The organism is Pseudomonas soli, assembly GCF_021283165.2.
Lineage (GTDB): Bacteria > Pseudomonadota > Gammaproteobacteria > Pseudomonadales > Pseudomonadaceae > Aquipseudomonas > Aquipseudomonas soli.
In genome coordinates, this window is the sequence record NZ_CP128543.1 from 2758042 (window position 1) to 2776538 (window position 18497).

The 18497-nt window shown below is 63.8% G+C and carries 15 protein-coding genes; 8 read left to right on the plus strand and 7 right to left on the minus strand.

The annotated features are described in order from the left end of the window. Positions 1-15 precede the first annotated feature (15 nt). The 3 genes from LU688_RS12875 to LU688_RS12885 are packed head-to-tail and all read left to right on the plus strand — an operon-like array spanning position 16 to position 5058. Positions 16-1662, plus strand: coding sequence for a DUF1302 domain-containing protein (locus LU688_RS12875; protein WP_312025792.1), 1647 nt, complete (start codon positions 16-18; stop codon positions 1660-1662). A gap of 8 nt (positions 1663-1670) precedes the next feature. After that, on the plus strand, positions 1671-4085 hold the full coding sequence (locus LU688_RS12880) for an efflux RND transporter permease subunit (RefSeq protein WP_160290992.1): 2415 nt from the start codon (positions 1671-1673) through the stop codon (positions 4083-4085). A gap of 10 nt (positions 4086-4095) precedes the next feature. Beyond that, entirely contained in the window at positions 4096-5058 is a 963-nt protein-coding gene (locus LU688_RS12885; protein ID WP_160290991.1) for a WD40/YVTN/BNR-like repeat-containing protein, read from the plus strand. Between the two features lie 170 nt (positions 5059-5228). Here LU688_RS12885 and LU688_RS12890 read toward each other — a convergent pair whose 3' ends face one another. Then, on the minus strand, positions 5229-6098 hold the full coding sequence (locus LU688_RS12890; RefSeq protein ID WP_031314477.1) for a phytanoyl-CoA dioxygenase family protein: 870 nt from the start codon (positions 6096-6098) through the stop codon (positions 5229-5231). Positions 6099-6296: 198 nt separating this feature from the next. On the opposite strand from LU688_RS12890, the gene LU688_RS12895 reads away from it, so the two are divergent. Beyond that, positions 6297-7550: a PucR family transcriptional regulator gene (locus LU688_RS12895; RefSeq protein WP_160290990.1), complete on the plus strand. Its 1254-nt coding sequence runs from the start codon at positions 6297-6299 to the stop codon at positions 7548-7550. A gap of 138 nt (positions 7551-7688) precedes the next feature. On the opposite strand, the gene LU688_RS12900 is transcribed toward LU688_RS12895, so the two are convergent. Then, on the minus strand, positions 7689-8057 hold the full coding sequence (locus tag LU688_RS12900; RefSeq protein ID WP_038705996.1) for a Mor transcription activator family protein: 369 nt from the start codon (positions 8055-8057) through the stop codon (positions 7689-7691). 443 nt (positions 8058-8500) lie between these two features. Between LU688_RS12900 and LU688_RS12905 the strand changes: the two genes are divergently transcribed. Beyond that, positions 8501-8689: a hypothetical protein gene (locus LU688_RS12905; RefSeq protein WP_023632313.1), complete on the plus strand. Its 189-nt coding sequence runs from the start codon at positions 8501-8503 to the stop codon at positions 8687-8689. Positions 8690-8725: 36 nt separating this feature from the next. On the opposite strand, the gene LU688_RS12910 is transcribed toward LU688_RS12905, so the two are convergent. After that, positions 8726-9088 carry a fe2+ zn2+ uptake regulation protein gene (locus LU688_RS12910; RefSeq protein ID WP_038705997.1) on the minus strand — a complete coding sequence of 121 codons (363 nt, stop codon included), beginning with the start codon at positions 9086-9088 and terminating at the stop codon, positions 8726-8728. Between the two features lie 200 nt (positions 9089-9288). Between LU688_RS12910 and pvdQ the strand changes: the two genes are divergently transcribed. Beyond that, a complete protein-coding gene (gene pvdQ / locus LU688_RS12915) occupies positions 9289-11595 on the plus strand; it encodes a bifunctional acylase PvdQ (protein ID WP_414057767.1) in 2307 nt (768 codons plus the stop codon). Positions 11596-11666: 71 nt separating this feature from the next. Here the strand turns inward: pvdQ and LU688_RS12920 are convergent, their stop codons facing one another. Together LU688_RS12920 and LU688_RS12925 are read right to left on the minus strand one after the other, a co-directional pair. Beyond that, positions 11667-12389 (minus strand): UDP-2,3-diacylglucosamine diphosphatase, encoded by a 723-nt coding sequence (locus LU688_RS12920; protein WP_094011206.1) that lies wholly within the window; start codon positions 12387-12389, stop codon positions 11667-11669. Continuing rightward, positions 12386-12886 carry a peptidylprolyl isomerase gene (locus LU688_RS12925; protein WP_023630093.1) on the minus strand — a complete coding sequence of 167 codons (501 nt, stop codon included), beginning with the start codon at positions 12884-12886 and terminating at the stop codon, positions 12386-12388. Before LU688_RS12925 ends, LU688_RS12920 begins: the two co-directional genes overlap by 4 nt. A 247-nt stretch (positions 12887-13133) precedes the next feature. On the opposite strand from LU688_RS12925, the gene LU688_RS12930 reads away from it, so the two are divergent. Next, entirely contained in the window at positions 13134-14837 is a 1704-nt protein-coding gene (locus LU688_RS12930; protein WP_104443965.1) for a glutamine--tRNA ligase/YqeY domain fusion protein, read from the plus strand. Between the two features lie 9 nt (positions 14838-14846). Further along, positions 14847-16229, plus strand: a complete 1383-nt coding sequence (gene cysS / locus LU688_RS12935; RefSeq protein WP_038705999.1) for a cysteine--tRNA ligase — start codon at positions 14847-14849, stop codon at positions 16227-16229. 118 nt (positions 16230-16347) lie between these two features. Here the strand turns inward: cysS and LU688_RS12940 are convergent, their stop codons facing one another. Both LU688_RS12940 and LU688_RS12945 read right to left on the minus strand, forming a co-directional pair. Further along, positions 16348-17739: a sensor histidine kinase gene (locus tag LU688_RS12940; RefSeq protein WP_038706000.1), complete on the minus strand. Its 1392-nt coding sequence runs from the start codon at positions 17737-17739 to the stop codon at positions 16348-16350. After that, entirely contained in the window at positions 17717-18397 is a 681-nt protein-coding gene (locus tag LU688_RS12945; protein WP_038706001.1) for a response regulator transcription factor, read from the minus strand. The genes LU688_RS12940 and LU688_RS12945 overlap by 23 nt, the downstream gene beginning before the upstream one ends. Positions 18398-18497: the final 100 nt, after the last annotated feature.

The following is an 18497-nucleotide window of genomic DNA, read 5'->3' on the forward strand; positions in this document are numbered from 1 at the left end:
AGATCGAGAGCCAGAATGAAAAGAATAATTAGCAAAGCATCAGGCCTTGTCATCGTGTGCACCACCCCACTGGCAATGGGGTTCACCTTCGAAACCGAAACCCTCAATGGTTCGTTCGACTCCACCATCACCGCCGGCATGGGCGTACGTACGGAGTCGCGCGGCTGCAACCTGATCAACCAGGGGGCCACCGGGCACAATGTGCCGTCCGGCTGCCTGGCGCAGAGCTCGGGCGTTGCGGATCAGGGCGACCTGAACTACGACCGCGGCGACATGTTCACCAACTATCTCAAGGGTACCCACGAGCTGTTGCTGAAGATGCCCGAGGACGTCACCTTCATGGCGCGCGGTACCTGGATCCGTGACTTCGCGGCCACCGATACCACTGGCACGCGCTCGTTCAACACCCCTGAAAGCATCGGCAGCAGCGGCCTTGGCAAAGATGCTCGCGACGATCTCGCCTTCAAGGCTCGCCTGCTCGATCTGTGGGTGAGCAAAGGCTTTGACGTGGGCGAGCAGCGTGTCCGGGCGCGCCTGGGTAACCAGGTGATCAACTGGGGCGAGAGCCTGTTCGTGGCTGGGGGTATCAACAATACCAACGCCTACGACTATCAAGCCCTGGCCCGTCCGGGGGTGCAGCTCAAGGAGGCCGTGCTGCCGGCGCCGATGCTCAGTGTCGCCTCCGGCCTGGGCTCGGGGGTCAACGTCGAGGCCTACTATCAATTCCGCTGGAACAAGAGCGAGCTGCCGCCGGTGGGCAGCTACTGGTCCACCACCAACGCGCTCGGCGAGGGCAGGGGCGAGTACGGGTTCTCCGAGAACAAAGCCCGGGACAGCGGCCAGTGGGGCCTTTCGCTGCGCTGGCAACCGGAGGACAGCGACGTCAACTATGGCTTCTACGTGATGCGCTACCACGACAAGACGCCGTCGTTGCGCGTGGATATTCTCGACCCGGACACCTTTGCCGCCGCACCCTCCTGGCGCTACCAGGAAGACCGGATGATGTATGGCGTCAGCGCCAACATGCCGATCGGCGACTGGGCCGTCGGTACCGAGCTGTCCTACCGGCCTAAGGATTCGGTGATGCTCAACCCGGTCGTCGACCTGTGTTCGAGCAATGGCGGCAAATGCTGGAAGGACGAGAAGAAGTTCCAGTGGCACCTGACCGGCCTTTACAGCTTCACGCCGTCCAACTCGCCGACGCTGCTGGATTTCACTGGCGCAAGCACTGGTACCTTGCTCACCGAACTTGTGGTCATCAAGTACCCGGGGCTACATGACCAGGTCAACGGCGAGCCGCTCGCCGCCGGCCTCAATGCCTGGCAGCTGGACCCTGCGACCGCGCCGAAGTCGCGTGGCGACAAGACCTCGTCGGGCATCAACCTGGACTTCAGCATGACCTATGACGGCACCTTGCTGCCGGGCTGGCAGGTCACCCCGGGGGTGTTCTACGCACGCTCGCTGAGCGGGCGTACACCGAACCTCACGGCCACCTTTACCAAGGACGCTAGCAGCATGAACTTCTACCTGAATTTCGTGCGCAACCCGGCCAGCTGGCAGGTGTCCCTGAACTACGCCAAGTTCATGGGCGGGGATACCCCTTACGACCAGCTGTATCGTGACCGCGATTATGTCGGCATCGCGATCTCCCGTACCTTGTGAGGCCTCCTGTGAACGGTTCTGTAAAACTGACAGGGATCCAGGCGCGTGGCGTGTTGCCACGCGTCGAGCGGGTCTTGTTCGGACATCGGCGGCTGGTGCTGGCGGGCCTGGCCGTGTTCACCCTGGTCATGGCCTGGTTCGCGGTGCAGTTGCGTATGGACGCCGGCTTCGAAAAACAGTTGCCGGTCGGCCATGAATACATCCAGACCTTCGAGACGTACCGCAACGACCTGATGGGCGCCAATCGCCTGACCATCGTGGTCAAGGCTCGCAAAGGTGATATCTGGAGCGCCCCTGGGCTGAAGCGACTGTATGAGGTGACCCAGGCGATCAGCTTCCTGCCGGGGATCTCGCGCAGCAGCGTGCGCTCGTTGTGGACGCCCAATGCCTTCGTCAACGAGATTACCGAAGAAGGCTTTCGCGCCGATCCGCTGGTGCCGGGCACGGTTTCGCCCGAGCACCTGAACGACCAGGTCATCGCCTCGATCGCCAACTCCACCGCGCAAGGGGGCTTCATCGGCACCCTGGTGTCGCGTGACCAGAGCAGCGCGATGATCACCGCGGAGCTCAACGAGTACGAGGCCGATGGGACGCATCTGGACTATGTCGCGTTCAATCACCGCCTGGAAAAAGAGCTACGCCAGCAGTTCGAAGATGGCGATTTCGAAGTGCAGATCATCGGCTTCGCCAAGCAGATCGGCGACATCGCCGACGGCGCTTCGGCGGTGCTGGAGTTCTGCTTGCTGGCGCTGCTGCTGACCGCGGCGGCGGTGTACTGGTATTGCCATTCACTGCGCTTCACCTTGCTGGCGCTGGTGTGTTCTCTGGCCTCGTTGGTCTGGCAATTCGGCAGTCTGCGCTTGCTGGGCTATGGCCTCGACCCGCTGGCGGTGCTGGTACCGTTCCTGGTGTTTGCCATCGGGGTGTCCCATGGCGTGCAGCAGATCAACTTCATTGTCCGCGAGATCGCCACCGGCAAGAGCGCCGAAGCGGCGGCACGCTCGAGCTTCACCGGCTTGCTGATCCCGGGAACGCTGGCACTGGTGACTGCACTGGTGTCTTTCGTGACGCTGCTGCTGATCCCGATCCCGATGGTGCGGGAACTGGCGATCACCGCATCGCTCGGAGTGGCCTACAAGATCATCACCAACCTGCTGATGCTGCCTTTGCTGGCGTCCATGCTGCGGGTCGACGACGAGTACGCGGCGGCCCAGGAAATTTCCCGGCAGCGCCGTACCCGCTGGCTGCGTGGCCTGTCGCGGCTGGCCGAGTGGCGCAACGCGCAGTGGGTCCTGGGCGTGGCGCTGGTGATCTTTCTGGTGGCGATCTGGCAAAGCCATGACCGTGTCGTCGGCTCGTTGCAGGCCGGGGCCCCGGAGTTGCGCGAGGATTCGCGCTTCAACCGCGACGCCGTGTCCATCGCCAACAACTATGACATCGGGCTGGATTGGCTCAGCGTGGTGTTCGAAGCCAAACCGGGGGAGGCTGGCGAAGGCGTGCCGGCGGCGTGCGAGGATGTCGCTGCGGGCCAGTACCAGGACCGCTTCGTCTGGGCCATGCAGGGCGTGCCTGGCGTGCTGTCGGTAGCGTCGTTCTCCAGCAACCTGCGCCAGTTCAACGAGGGCTACAACGAAGGCAACCCGAAGATGGCCGTGGTGCCCATCGACCCGATGAACTACGCGGCGCTGGCTACCGAGGTGGCGCGCACCCCTGGACTGGTGCGTACCGATTGCAGCATGTCCGCCGTGCACCTGTACCTGGCTGATCACAAGGCCACGACGATCAACCGGGTGGTGGAGGCGGTCAAGGCGTTTCGTAGCGAGTATTCGCAACCGGGCCTGGCGATCCGCCTCGCCTCGGGTAACGCCGGTGTCCTGGCGGCCATCAACGAGGAGGTGGAGAAGAGCGAGACGCCCATGCTGCTGTATGTCTATGCCGCGATCGCGTTGCTGGTATTCGCGGTCTACCGCGACCTGCGCGCGGTGCTGGTGTGCTGCCTGCCGTTGACCATCGGTACATTCATTGGCTACTGGTTCATGAAGGAGCTGCAGATCGGCCTGACCATCGCCACCTTGCCGGTGATGGTGTTGGCCGTGGGCATCGGCGTCGACTACGCCTTCTACATCTACAACCGCCTGCAGTTGCACCTGGCCCATGGCCAGTCGATCACCAAAGCGGTCGAGCACGCGTTGCTCGAAGTGGGCGTGGCTACCATCTTCACCGCGATCACCCTGGCGGTGGGCGTGGCCACCTGGGCGTTCTCCGACCTGAAGTTCCAGGCGGACATGGGCAAGCTGCTGGCCTTCATGTTCATCGTCAACATGGTCATGGCCATGACCGTACTGCCGGCATTCGCGGTCTGGCTGGAGCGGGTATTCCCGCGCAAGCGCCCCGTGCGCATGATCGGCGCGCTGCTGCACTGAGGAGAGAAACATGCGATTCAGGGGTTCATTGATCGCGGCGGTGCTCGCCGCGACATTGCCGTTGCTGTCTGCTCGGGCCGAGCCCTTGCAGGCAGTGCCTGCCGTGCAGGCGAGCAATGCCACGCAAGCGACCATGCTGGATGCCGTGTGGGCCGGGGAGCGCGTGGTCGCGGTCGGCGACCACGGCGTGGTCTTGCTGTCGGACGATCAGGGCAAGCGCTTTCGCCAGGCACGTTCGGTACCGGTGTCGACCCAACTGACAGGTGTGTCTTTCGTCGACGCCCAGCGTGGCTGGGCGGTTGGCCATTGGGGGGCGATCCTGGCCACCGCCGACGGTGGCGAGTCGTGGCAAATCCAGCGCTTGTCCAGCGACGTAGATCGGCCGCTGTTCGACGTGCATTTCTTCAACGCCCAACAGGGCGTTGCCGTGGGGCTGTGGTCGTTGCTGCTGATCACCGAAGATGGTGGCAAGACCTGGACCGAGCAATCGTTGCCGCCGCCCCCGGGGGCCAGGAAGGCCGATCTCAACCTGATGGGGCTGTTTGCCGGCAGCCACGGCACGCTGTACGCCACCGCCGAGCATGGGCAGCTACTGCACTCCGAGGACCAAGGCAAAAGCTGGGGTTACCTGGATACCGGCTACGCAGGCAGCTTGTGGTCGGGGGCTGTCCTGGATGACGGCAGCCTCTTGCTCGGCGGTCAGCGAGGCACGTTGCTGCAGGGTACAAAGGAAGGGACGGGATGGCGCAGATTGCCTACCCACGGTAAAGGTTCCGTCACCGCAATGGCGGTAGCGGGTTCCCGAGTGCTGGTGGTCGGGCTGGATGGGCTGATGATGCTGAGCGAGGATGGCGGGCGGCATTTCCAGGAAAAGCAGTCGGCGGATGACTTGTCGCTGACGGCGGTGCTGCTCGATGCACAGGGTACGCCTGTGCTGTTCTCGCGCCGTGGCGTGATGCCGTACCAGAAGTGAGGCGTTAACCGACGAACTGATCATGGCTTGGGTCGCAAAACGACCCAGGCCGAATGCCAATCATCAACCACTTGCGAGAGGGTAGGACGCGGTCGAGCTGTGGGCAGGGCATTACTGACCAAGCAGGCATATCCGGGGGCAGGTGGTCCGTCCCCAATCGATCAATCGCGTTACAGCTGCAGATGGTCCGCCAGGTCAGCGTAGTTATGCTGCCACAGGCCTGGGCTGCCCGCAGGATACTGTGAGCGGAAGCCGATGATCTTCTGCACGCGCGCAGAAAGCGTCCTGACCACCTCCAGCGGCACGATCAACGGATAAGCCTCTTCCGGGGTGAGGATCGAAGCCTGCAGTGGAATGGTCAGGCCCCGGCGGAACTCACCGGCGGTCACGTTGGCGCCACCACCATGGACGACCTTGCCGCCGAACAGTACCGCATCGCCTGCGTTCAACACCGCAGGGATGGTCATTTCCGGGGTGCCGACGTTTCCGAAATCATCCCAATCCTGGCTCCCGGGGATGAGACGCGTAGCGCCGTTTTCTTCGGTGAAGTCGGTCAGTGCCAGCATCAGGTTGGCGATGGCCCGCGGCGCATGCTTGTTCATGGCAACGTAGGGGTAGTACTGGGCCATGTCACGGTGCAGCATCTGTGCTTTGTTGCCCGGGCCGATTTCAATCAGTTGCGCGGTGGTCAGCCACCAGTCGCCAGCGTCCGACTGATAGAGCACGCGCCCTAATTCGTGGAACAGGTCGTCATCGAGGATTTCCTCGCGGAAGGTCTTGCTGTGGGTTACCAGGTTGGTCAGCCGTTTGGTCTGTCGGCCATGGAACTCGACGATCAGCTCGTGTTCGTGCTTGGAACCTGCGTCCAAGGCCTTGAGTGGGGCGTCGACCTCCTGGTTGATCCGCTTTACCTGTTCGGGGGTCATGAAGTTGCGGATGATGACCGCGCCGACCTGATCGCTGAGTTGCACGATCTCTTCAGGCGAAGTCGAGCGGGTTACGCTGGGTAGTAGTGGAGGATTCTTTTCGGGGACTGACATGTTGACACTCCGATTCAAAGGCATTGTCGCGCTGGCCGGTTGGCAGGGCGCCCAACCCGAACAAGGGACATGGCGTGGCAGATGCCTTCCTTGTGCTTTTTGCTCAGGCAGTGGCTTCATGCTATGTTTCCACCGGCCTGTGGCCAAGGTACAAAAAGCACCATTTTCCCTCATTTTTTTGAGCATTTTGCACTCTCTATGAGCCTTCCTCCCTCCCCTTGGCCACGCCCGTCCGAAGCGGTGCGTGAACTGATCCGCAAAGGCGCCGAACGTGCCCAGGCCCTGCCGCCGGAGTGGGTCGAGCGGCTCAACCAGGCGCTTTTCGCGTCTCCGGAAGACGCAAGGTTGCTGGAGGACCCGGTTATCCTGGCCGCGTGTCGGCGCGCCAATCGAGCAGAGTTGTTGCATTGGGCCAACGCCAACATGCAGCGCCCAGGCGAGCCGGTGGAACCCTATGTATCGGCTGACATGGTGGATACGGCACGGGAGCTCGCCCATCGCGGGCTGTCTGAACTGCTGATGAATGTCGCCAGGTCGACACAGAACACCGCCTGGGAACTATGGATGAAGATGGCGTTCGGCCTGACCCAGGACCCGGCGCTGCTCGAGGAGTTACTGGACGTCTCCTCGCGCTCGATCTCGGAGTTCATCGACAGCAACATGCGAGTGATCACCCGGATCATTCTCGAGGAAAAGCACGCCCAGGCTCATGATGAGCACATCGACAAACGCAGCCTGGTCAGTCGCCTGCTCGACGGCCGCGATGTCGACGCCGAGCAGTTCGCCAGGCGCCTGGGCTACGGCCTTGCGCAGAAGCACCAGGCCTTTCTGGTGTGGAGCGAGACGCCCGAAGCGCACATTCGTCCGCTAGAGGACATGGCGCGCGCGCTGGCAAGCCTCACGGGGGCGGGGGCGCCGCTGGTGGTGTTCGCCGGGCCTGCGACCTTATGGGGCTGGAGTGCTGCGACAAGGCCTCTGGACCTCAATGCGCTGCAAGGCGTGGTTCGTCAGTACCCAGGCGTTCGTGCGGCACTGGGCGCCCCTGCGGCGGGGCTCAACGGTTTCCGTCGCTCCCACCTGGAAGCCTTGACCACCCAGGGGCTGATGGGGCGCCTGGCGGGCGCGCCGCCTGTGGCCAGTATCGATCAGCTGAGGATGGTGTCGCTGATGACACAGGACGCCCGGGCGGCCAGGCAGTTTGTCTTGAGTACCTTGGGGCGCCTGGCTTCAGAGCCGGTGGTGCTGCAGTATTCGTTGCGGGCATTCCTGGCCCATGGCTGCAATATCACCCAGACCGCCGAAGTATTGGGTACGCATCGCAATACCTTGCTGCGGCGCCTGGAACGCGCCCAGGACCTGCTGCCCATTCCATTTGCCGACCACCGTATCCAGATCGCCGCGGCGCTTGAGCTGGTGCTGTGGAGCACACCGCTCGAGGAAGGCGAAAAGTAGACCGAGGTCGCTGTTGCATCGACTTGATCCGTGTCTGATCTTCAGACGGTCGATTGCGACAAATTGGTCCAGCGCCTCCTCAGCGCCACTGGCAGGTTCCGGCGTCACCCGCTTCGGCCAAGTCCAGGGCGGTGCTGGCTACGCCTGTCTACGGATGTTGCCAATCTGTCGCAGGCTCAATCCATACTTGTCGGCGAGCAGGCTGCGTGACAGCCCGCTGGCGCTCTCCCGCTGGATCTGCTGGTTGCGCAGCTGGCGCTGGAAGTGGTCGGACTTGGGAATCTCCAGGGCAAGGCCGGCGAAGCGCTGGATCAGCGCGTCCAGCGCTTCTGGCGGCAGCACATCGGCCAATTTGGTGCGTCGGCGATGTTTGGGGATGTACTTCGGGCGCCCGCCAAAGGCATGCGTCAGCCGGTAGGCGCTGTCCAGACCGATGCATTCGATCAGCGCCTGCAGCGAATGAGGCAGTTGGGTGAGGTCGATGTTGCTCAGGTCTGGCATTTCCACGTAATGGTTCCTTCCGTCATTGGGTTTGGCCGACGCCGAGGCTCGGACCGGCTGCGGCGAGGGTTGCCACGGGATGGCCCGCGTGGCGTAGGCGGATTTTCGAACAGCGACGGAAAGGGTCGCTAGGCGCGAAGCGGACCGGGGCTTGTAGTCGTCCTTGTCTGTCATTTGCGGGCAATCGGGTGTCTTGAAGTGGGAAATGCCTTCACCCTTGCGCTACAGGCCCTAAACCATCTAGAGAAAGGGTTCCATGATGGCGAATTGGGTAGCTTACCTAGACATGCAACCACGGGCGTATCTCGATGCGCTCGCCAGGCTGTGACCGAACTGGGAGATTGTCGTGTGAGGATCAGGCAGGAACTGCAGCGAGGGGAAAGCAGCCGAGGTATCATGGCGGCGGCTCCGTTGGAGCCTCATGTCCCCGATGTCGCAAGGAACCTCCGATGACACATGTGCAGCGCCTGAAATATTCGATCCTGATCATCCTGGTGGTGCTGGGGATCATGCTCGGTCTGAGTTACCTGCAGAAGCAGGGCACTATCAGCGAGCAGACATTCCAGTACGTCGCCATCGCCATTGCGGTGGTCGTGGTGGTGATCAACGGGATCCTGCGGCGCAAGGTGAAACCCTGAAGCAGGCGGGCCGGCATATCCTTGCCGGCCATGCGCTCAGCGCGAGGCGGGTTGCTCGAGCACGGCTCGGGCCTGGGGGTTGAGGCTGTAGCATTTGTCACTGCCCAGGCTGATCACGCCTTCGCTGCACAAGCGCTTGAGCACCTCTCGCACGCTCAGGAACGACAGCGGGATGTCCAGTTGCTCCAGTTGCGCATGCACGCCACGCACACCAATGCTGCGGCCACTGCGGCCGGCGGTGTGCAGGGCGTCGATGACCTTAAGGCGGATCAGGCTGGTACGCAGGCCGTAGGCGCGCAGCAGCTCGCGGATTTGCTCGTTGCCCACGCGTTCTTCCTGGGGGGCGGCGGCCTGACTGGGCGCAGGCTGCGCCGCTAGCGATTGTTGCGGGTTGTACATGTGAATGCTCCTTTTCGTGGACTGTCCCGAAATCATGGGTGCCTCACATCTAAAGACGTTTGAGCTCGACAAAACTGCAACCCCCGGTGAAAAAAATCTGACATGTTCTGTTGAGAACGTTGCAGCACCGCGTTGAACGTAAAATTTTCATCTGGCCATTCGTCTGTTCGGGATGACCCCGATAAGCACGAGGAGTGCCTGTGATCCCTCTTCCCCTGTTTCGCCTGGGCCTTGCCGCCGCCCTGGTCGCTGCCAGCCTGACCCTGCAGGCGCGCGAGGCCGATGGCGAGGCGTCCGCGCAGATCCGTCGCACCAGTTTCGGCGTGCCACACATCCTGGCCAAGGACGAGCGCGGCCTGGGCTACGGCATCGGCTACGCCTACGCCCAGGACAACCTGTGCCTGCTGGCCGGCGAGGTGCTGACGGTCAATGGCGAGCGCTCCCGGTATTTCGGTGCCGACGGCAAGACGGTCGAGCAGCGTGACAACCTCTCCAGTGACCTGTTCTTTACCTGGCTCAACGAACCTGCGGCGGTAGACAGTTTCCTCACGGCGCAGCCGGTGGCGGTGCGTGATCTGCTTGATGGGTATGCCAACGGCTACAACCGTGCGCTGGGTGAACGACGGATCGAGGGGCTACCGGCCGAGTGCGGGGCAGGGGAGTGGCTACGACCGATCACCAGCCGCGATCTGGTCAAGCTGACCCGGCGCTTGCTGGCCGAGGGCGGCGTAGGGCAATTCGTCGAGGCCGTGGTCGCCGCGACGCCTCCCGAGCTGGCGGCGCAACGCCCGGAGGTCGACTACAGCGTGGCCTTGGCGCGACAGGCGCAGTTCGCCGCCGAGCGTGGCAGCAATGCCGTGGCCGTGGGCGCCGAGCGTTCGGCCAATGGCCGTGGGCTGCTGCTGGCCAACCCGCATTTCCCGTGGATTGGCGGGATGCGTTTTTACCAGATGCAGTTGACCATCCCCGGGCAACTGGATGTGATGGGAGCGGCGTTGCCGGGCCTGCCAGTGGTAAATATCGGTTTCAACCGGCAACTGGCCTGGACCCACACGGTCGACACCTCCAAGCACTTCACCCTCTATCGCCTGCAACTGGATCCCAGGGACGCCACCCGCTATCTGTATGACGGCCAGTCGCTGCCGCTGGAGCGCAAGCTGCTCAAGGTCACGGTGAAGGGGAAGGACGGTTCACTCAGCCAGGTCGAACGCACGATTCACCTGTCGAAGTTCGGCCCTGTGGTGCAATGGCCCGGCCGTCTGGATTGGGACAAGCACGCCGCCTACAGTCTGCGCGATGCAAACCTGGACAATACCCGGGTATTGCAGCAGTGGTACCGGATCAACCATGCCGACAGCCTGCAAGCGCTGAAGGCGTCGGTGGGTGAGCTGCAGGGCATCCCCTGGGTCAATACCTTGGCAGTGGACGCTGCTGGCCAGGCCTTGTACCTCAATCAGTCGGTGGTGCCCTATGTCGACCAGGGGATGCTGGAGCAGTGCAGCAACCCCGGCGCGTCTGGCCCGCTGGTGGTGCTCGACGGCTCGCGCAGTGCCTGTCAATGGAAGGTGGATGCGCAGGCGGCCCAGTCAGGGATCTTCCCGGCCAACCTGCTGCCGAGCCTGGAGCGGCGCGATTATGTACAGCACGCCAACGACTCGGCGTGGATGGTCAACCCGGCCCAGCCGTTGACCGGCTTCTCGCCCCTGGTCAGCCGTGCCGACCAGCCCCTGGGCCTGCGCAGCCGCTTTGCCCTGCAGCGCCTGCAGGGCAAGGGCAAGCTGGGCAGCGCCGAGCTCCAGCACATGGTCTTCGATGACGAGGTGTACCAGGCCAGCCTGCTGATGCCGGACCTGCTGCAATGGTGCAAGGGCGTGGAGGCGGACATTCAGTCGGTATGTGCCAGCCTGCAGGCATGGAACGGCAAAGCCGATCAGGACAGCGGTATCGGCCTGGTTCATTTCATGAACATCGCCGCCACGCTGGCCGAGCATCCGCAAAGCTGGCGCGTGCCGTTCGATCCGGCCGACCCGTTGCACACACCTCGTGGCCTGGCGGTGGAGCAGGCCGCCGTGCGCAAGCTGCTGCACGAGGCGGCGCTGGGCTCGCTTGCGCAGGTGAACGAGGCCGGTATCGCCGCCGACCAGCGGTGGGGGCAGATCCAGCAGGCCGCCGATGGTACGCCGGTGCCCGGCGGGCCGCAGGCCTTGGGCGTCTACAACGCGATGGTCAGTGTGCCGGTAGGGCCGGGCAAGCGCCTGGTGGTCAGTGGTTCGAGCTATCTGCAGGTGGTCAGCTTCACCGAGCAGGGCCCGCAAGCCCAAGGGCTGTTGGCATTCTCGCTGTCGAGCGAGCGGGCGTCAGCGCATGCCGCCGACCAGACGCGGGCCTTCGCGGCCAAGCAACTGGCGCCGATTCCGTTCACCGAGGCGCAGATCAAGGCTGATCCGCAGTATCAGCAGTATGTGATCAGCGAGCGGGACAAGGGTCAGGTGGTCAGCGCCAAATAGCACCGTCGGTGGCAGCGCGGGGCAAGCCCGCTCCTACGTGAATCGTGGGAGCGGGCTTGCCCCGCGCAGTTTCAGGAGAAGTCGAACGGGGCCAGTTGGAAACCCTGTTCATCCACCTGCAAGGCCCAGCCACGCCGATCCCAGTCGCCCAGCACGATGCGCCGTGCCGGCTGGCCGTCGACCACCAGCTTGTGCAGCGCCGGTCGATGGGTGTGGCCGTGGACCAGGGTACGTACGCCGTGGGCGGCCATCACCTTGGGCACTTCCTCGGGGGTGACATCGACGATTTCGGTGCTCTTCATGCGTGTCTGCGAGCGGCTTTCGCTACGCAGCTTGCGTGCCAGCTTGTGCCGCGTGCCCAGCGGCAGGTGCCGCAGGATCCACAGGCTAAGCGGGTTGCGCAGGTAGCGGCGCAGCTTCATGTAGGCCACGTCACGGGTACACAGGGTGTCGCCATGCATCAGCAGCACCGCCTCGCCACCGAGCTCGACCACGCTGGGGTCGGCCAGCAGGGTGCAGCCGGCGGCGTCGCAGAACGCCTGGCCAATGAGAAAGTCACGGTTGCCGTGCATCAGGTACACGGCCGTGCCGCTGTCGCTCAACCGGCGCAGAGCCTGGCAGATCGACTGCTGGAAGGGCGTCATGGCATCGTCGCCGATCCAGGCCTCGAAGAAATCGCCGAGGATGTACAGCGCCTTGGCGTGGCGGGCGCGGCCGTCGAGCAGATCAAGAAACGCCCGGGTAATGTCCGGGCGTTCTTCTTGCAGGTGCAGATCGGAGATCAGCAGTATCACTCAATGATCTCGGCTTTCTCGATGATCACGTCGTCTTTCGGCACGTCCTGGTGGCCGGCTTTGGAGCCGGTGGCGACTTTTTCGATGGCGTCGACGATTTCCTGGCCTTCGATCACTTCACCGAACACCGCGTAGCCCCAGCCCTGGACGTTCTTGCCGCTGTGGTTGAGGAAGTCGTTGTCGGAGGCGTTGATGAAGAACTGCGCGGAGGCCGAGTGCGGCTCCATGGTACGGGCCATGGCGATGCTGTACTTGGTGTTCTTCAGGCCGTTGTCGGCTTCGTTCTGGATGCTGGCGCGGGTTTTCTTCTGGCTCATGCCAGCCTCGAAACCACCACCCTGGATCATGAAGCCCTTGATCACGCGGTGGAACACGGTGCCGTCGTAGTGGCCTTCCTTGACGTACTGAACGAAGTTCTCGGTGGTCAGCGGGGCTTTCTCGGCGTTCAGTTGCAGGACGATATCGCCGTGGTTGGTGCTCAGTTTGACTTTGGACATGCTGAAATTCGCTCTTTCAAGGCATTCGGGAAATAGGGTGCGCGCTGCGCTCGGACAACCTGACGCAGGATCAGGCAGCCGCGGCACAGGCCACTGGGGCGTCATTGTGCCGGATTGTAGACCGCTGCGGCGACAAAACGCGCCACTTTGTCGGTGCTCCGGCTGTCAGCAGCTTGACTGCTTCGGCTATGATAGGCCCTTTGATTCAATCGGCCTACCCGGCCGGCTACCTGCATTCAAGGACACTATGAGCAAGCCCACTGCCGACAACGCGCCAAACGCCGCTGCCAAAGGCGCCCCCGCCGTCCCTGTGAACTTCCTGCGGCCGATCGTCCAGGCCGACCTGGACGCGGGCAAGCACCAGAGCATCGTCACCCGTTTCCCGCCGGAGCCCAACGGCTATCTGCACATCGGCCACGCCAAGTCGATCTGCGTCAACTTCGGCCTGGCCAAGGAATTCGGCGGCGTCTGCCACCTGCGTTTCGACGACACCAACCCGGCCAAGGAAGACCAGGAGTACATCGACTCCATCCAGCGTGACGTCAAGTGGCTGGGCTTCGAATGGGCAGGCCCGGTGCGCTACGCCTCGGACTACTTCGACCAGTTGCACGCCTGGGCCGTGGAGCTGATCAAGTCGGGCAACGCCTACGTCTGCGACCTGACCCCCGAGCAGGCCAAGGAATACCGCGGCAGCCTGACCGAGCCAGGCAAGAACAGCCCGTTCCGCGAGCGCAGCGTCGAGGACAACCTGGACCTGTTCGCCCGCATGAAGGCCGGCGAATTCAAGGACGGCGAGCGCGTGCTGCGCGCCAAGATCGACATGGCCTCGCCGAACATGAACCTGCGCGACCCGATCCTGTACCGCATCCGCCATGCCCATCACCATCAGACCGGTGACAAGTGGTGCATCTACCCCAACTATGACTTCACCCACGGTCAGTCGGACGCCATCGAAGGCATCACCCACTCGATCTGCACCCTGGAGTTCGAGAGCCACCGCCCGCTGTACGACTGGTTCCTCGACAAGCTGCCGGTGCCGGCGCACCCGCGCCAGTACGAGTTCAGCCGCCTGAACCTGAACTACACCATCACCTCCAAGCGCAAGCTCAAGCAGTTGGTGGACGAAGGCCACGTCGAGGCCTGGGACGATCCGCGCATGTCGACCCTGTCGGGCTACCGCCGCCGCGGCTACACCCCGGCCTCGATCCGCAACTTCTGCGAGATGATCGGCACCAACCGTTCCGACGGCGTGGTCGACATGGCGATGCTCGAGTTCAGCATCCGTGACGACCTGGACCGCACCGCGCCACGCGCCATGTGCGTGCTGCGCCCGCTCAAGGTGGTCATCACCAACTATCCCGAGGGTCAGGTCGAGCAGCTCGAACTGCCGCGCCATCCGAAGGAAGACATGGGCGTGCGCGTGCTGCCGTTCGCCCGCGAGCTGTACATCGACCGCGACGACTTCATGGAAGAGCCGCCCAAGGGCTACAAGCGCCTGGAGCCGGCCGGTGAAGTGCGCCTGCGCGGCAGCTACGTGATCCGTGCCGACGAGGCGATCAAGGACGCAGACGGCAACATCGTCGAGCTGCGCTGCTCGTACGACCCGGACACCCTGGGCAAGAACCCCGAGGGCCGCAAGGTCAAGGGCGTGATCCACTGGGTGCCGGCCGAGGGCAGCATCGAGTGCGAAGTGCGCCTGTACGACCGCCTGTTCCGCTCGGCCAACCCGGAGAAGACCGAAGACGGCGGCACGTTCCTCGACAACATCAATCCCGATTCGCTGCAGGTGCTCAGTGGTTGTCGCGCGGAACCTTCCCTGGGCCAGGCCCAACCGGAAGACCGCTTCCAGTTCGAGCGCGAAGGTTACTTCTGCGCCGACCTGAAAGACTCCCAGCCGGGTCGCCCGGTGTTCAACCGCACCGTGACCCTGCGCGATTCGTGGGGCAGCTGAGGAACCTTCGTGCTTACCATCTACAACACGCTGAGCAAGACCAAGGAAGTTTTCAAGCCGCTGGACGGCAACAAGGTGCGCATGTACGTGTGCGGCATGACCGTGTACGACTACTGCCACCTGGGCCACGGTCGCAGCATGGTGGCCTTCGACCTGGTCACCCGCTGGCTGCGCAAGAGCGGCTATGAGCTGACCTATGTGCGCAACATCACCGACATCGACGACAAGATCATCAACCGGGCCAACGAGAACGGCGAGTCGTTCGACGCGCTGACCGCCCGCATGATCGACGCGATGCACGAGGACGAGCGCCGCCTGAGCATCCTCAAGCCGGACCTGGAGCCGCGTGCCACCGACCATATCCCCGGCATGCACGCGATGATCCAGACCCTGATCGACAAGGGCTACGCCTACGCGCCGGGCAATGGCGACGTGTACTACCGGGTCGGCAAGTTCGTCGGCTACGGCAAGCTGTCGCGCAAGAAGATCGAAGACCTGCGCATCGGCGCGCGCATCGAAGTCGACGAAGCCAAGCAGGACCCGCTCGACTTCGTGCTGTGGAAGGGCGTCAAGCCCGGCGAGCCCTACTGGGATTCGCCGTGGGGCCCTGGCCGTCCGGGCTGGCACATCGAGTGCTCGGTAATGTCCACCTGCTGCCTGGGCGAGAGCTTCGATATCCACGGTGGCGGCAGCGACCTGGAGTTCCCGCACCACGAGAACGAGATCGCCCAGAGCGAGGCGGCCACCGGCAAGCAGTACGCCAACGCCTGGATGCATTGCGGCATGATCCGTATCAACGGCGAGAAGATGTCCAAGTCATTGAACAACTTCTTCACCATCCGCGATGTGCTCGATAAGTATCACCCGGAAGTGGTGCGTTACCTGCTGGTGGCCAGCCACTACCGCAGCGCGATCAACTACTCCGAGGACAGCCTGCGCGACGCCAAGGGCGCGCTTGAGCGCTTTTACCATGCGCTGCGTGGCCTGCCGCGCGTGGCTGCCCAGGGTGGCGAGGCGTTCGTCGAGCGTTTCACCGTGGCGATGAACGACGACTTCGGTACACCTGAAGCCTGCGCCGTGCTGTTCGACCTGGTGCGCGAGATCAACCGCCTGCGTGACAGCGACCCCGAGGCCGCCGCCGGCCTGGCAGGTCGTCTGCGCGAGTTGGGGGATGTGTTGGGTGTGCTGCAGCTGGAAGCCGATGACTTCCTGCGCGCCGGCGCCGAGGGCAAGGTCGATGCCGCTGAAGTGGAGGCGCTGATCCAGGCGCGTCTGCAGGCGCGCAGCGACAAGAACTGGGCTGAATCCGACCGCATCCGCGACCAGCTGGCCGCCATGGGCGTGGTGCTGGAAGACAGCAAGGGCACCACTACCTGGCGCCTGGCTGACTGATACTGCAACCGGGGCCGTTGTGCGGCCCAATCGCGGGGCAAGCCCGCTCCCACGTCGACGCATCTGCAATCGGGTGCCAACGTGGGAGCGGGCTTGCCCCGCGATGCTTTTCAGGCTGCTACTTTACCGGCCCCGCCAGCGGGCAATGCAGCACCAGCCTTGCCCCACCCAGCGCACTGCTGGCCACCTCCAGCCCGAAGCCGTGCAGGTCGACGATCGCCGCGACGATCGACAGCCCCAGCCCGAACCCTGCGTGGCGATGGCCTTCCTCACTGCGGTAGAAGCGCTTCAACACGGCCTCGCGCTCATCCGCCGGAATCCCCGGCCCACTGTCCTCGACAGCAATATGCACGCCGGCCTCGTCCTCGCTGGCGACGATACGCACCTGTCCGCCCTCGGGGGTGAACTTGATCGCGTTGCCCACCAGGTTGGCCAGTGCTTCGAAGAGCAGTTCCCGGTCGCCATGTAGCGCCGCCAGCTGCGCAGGCTGCTCCAGGTGCAGACGGATGCCGCCATCCTCGGCCAGCGGCAGGTAGAAGTCATGAAGCTCCGCCAGCAACCCTTGCGGGTCGAGCCGGACGAATCCGGCGCGGCGCTGGCGGTCTTCCAGTTCGCTGATGCGTAGCAGCCCGCGAAAGCGGGCCATCAGCGTGTCGGTCTCGCCGATCGCCTGGTCCAGCGCCGCGCCTTCGGCGGAGTCGCTGCCGCTTTGCTGGCGGATGCGGTAGAGCTGGGCACGCAGGCGCGTCAGCGGGGTGCGCAGGTCGTGGGCGATATTGTCACAGACGCCCTTGACCTCGTGCATCAGCCGCTCGATGCGGTCAAGCATGGCGTTGACGATGGCGGCGAGCATGTCCAGTTCATCGCGCCGGGCCGACAGGGGCAGGCGGTGGGTGAGGTCGCCGGCGACGATCAGCTCGGCTTGGGCCTGGATCGCGCGGATGCGCTTGAGCGGCCTGCGCCGTAGCAGGTACCAGCCGGCGAAGCCCGGGATCAAGGTCAGCGAGATACCCCAGAGCAGAGCGTCGAGGATGATCCTCGTCACCACGAACAGCGAGCCGTTGTCGCGCACCAGCACCAGCCAGCGACCGTCCTGCACCTTGATCGCCACGGCATCGCAGCTGTCGCGGGGCAGATGGGGATCGTCGGCGTCCAGGCAACGCTTGAGCTCATGGACCTTGCCGTCCAGGCCCAGCTCCGAGGGAATTGCACGGATGCGCCCGCCGATCGGGTTGAGCTGGGTATCGAACAGGCCGTAGGCGTCGAAGCTGCGCTCCTCGAAGGCCTGGCTGGCGACCAACGCGTCGTCCAGCTGCTTGCCGCTCATGTGGGCGAACAGGTGCTGGCGTTGCAGCATCGAGTGGCGGGTGAGCTTGTTCAGGTAGCTGGTGACCTCGAAGTACAGCACCCCCATGAGGATGCTGCTCCAGGCCACGAACAGGAAACTGTATAGCGCCAGCAGACGGCTGGTGGAGGAGCTCCAGCCCTTAGACGGGTTCGGCAATGGCATAGCCGGAGCCCCGCACGGTGCGAATCAGCGGGTTCTGGCCGGGCGAGTCGATCTTCTTGCGCAGGCGGCCGATGTGCACGTCGATCAGGTTGGTGCCGGGGTCGAAGTGGTAGCCCCACACCTCCTCGAAGATCATCATCCGGGTGATCACCTGGCCGGAGTGGCGCATCAGGTACTCGAGCAGCTTGTATTCGGTGGGCAGCAGGTTCAGCGCCTGTTCGCCGCGGCGGGCTTCGTGGCTGATCAGGTCAAGCTCGAGGTCGGCGACCTGCAGGCGGGTCTGGGTCATCGGCACGCTGTTGCGGCGCAGCAGCACCTCGACCCGGGCGGCCATTTCGTCGGAGGCGAACGGTTTGGTCAGGTAGTCGTCACCGCCGGCGCGCAGGCCGCGCACGCGCTCGTCGACGTCCGACAGCGCGCTGATCATCAGGATCGGCGTGGCGATCTTCAGGTTGCGCAGGGTGGTGACGATGGTCAGGCCGTCGACCTCGGGCAGCATGCGGTCCAGGGTGATCAGGTCGTAGCCGCCGGCGATGGCCTTGGCCAGGCCTTCACGGCCATTGTCTGCCCAGTCGACTTCCAGACCGTGGCTGGACAGTTCGGCGACGATTTCCTGGGCGGTGACAGCGTCGTCTTCGATAGTCAGTACGCGAGGCATGCTGGTTCCTGGGCGGCGAGTGGAGACCTGATTGTGCCAAAGAATAGACAACCGGCGATTTAAGAAAAATTCATCTAGGCAATACTGCCGCGGCTGACGC

Bases quoted from the DNA above. Each gene is read 5' to 3' on its own strand.
- LU688_RS12895 (WP_160290990.1), top strand. From the start codon at position 6,297: ATGAGCCTTCCTCCCTCCCCTTGGCCACGCCCGTCCGAAGCGGTGCGT.
- LU688_RS12890 (WP_031314477.1), bottom strand. From the start codon at position 6,098: ATGTCAGTCCCCGAAAAGAATCCTCCACTACTACCCAGCGTAACCCGC.
- LU688_RS12885 (WP_160290991.1), top strand. From the start codon at position 4,096: ATGCGATTCAGGGGTTCATTGATCGCGGCGGTGCTCGCCGCGACATTG.
- LU688_RS12930 (WP_104443965.1), top strand. From the start codon at position 13,134: ATGAGCAAGCCCACTGCCGACAACGCGCCAAACGCCGCTGCCAAAGGC.
- LU688_RS12910 (WP_038705997.1), bottom strand. From the start codon at position 9,088: ATGTACAACCCGCAACAATCGCTAGCGGCGCAGCCTGCGCCCAGTCAG.
- LU688_RS12945 (WP_038706001.1), bottom strand. From the start codon at position 18,397: ATGCCTCGCGTACTGACTATCGAAGACGACGCTGTCACCGCCCAGGAA.
- LU688_RS12940 (WP_038706000.1), bottom strand. From the start codon at position 17,739: ATGCCATTGCCGAACCCGTCTAAGGGCTGGAGCTCCTCCACCAGCCGT.
- LU688_RS12875 (WP_312025792.1), top strand. From the start codon at position 16: ATGAAAAGAATAATTAGCAAAGCATCAGGCCTTGTCATCGTGTGCACC.
- LU688_RS12925 (WP_023630093.1), bottom strand. From the start codon at position 12,886: ATGTCCAAAGTCAAACTGAGCACCAACCACGGCGATATCGTCCTGCAA.
- LU688_RS12905 (WP_023632313.1), top strand. From the start codon at position 8,501: ATGACACATGTGCAGCGCCTGAAATATTCGATCCTGATCATCCTGGTG.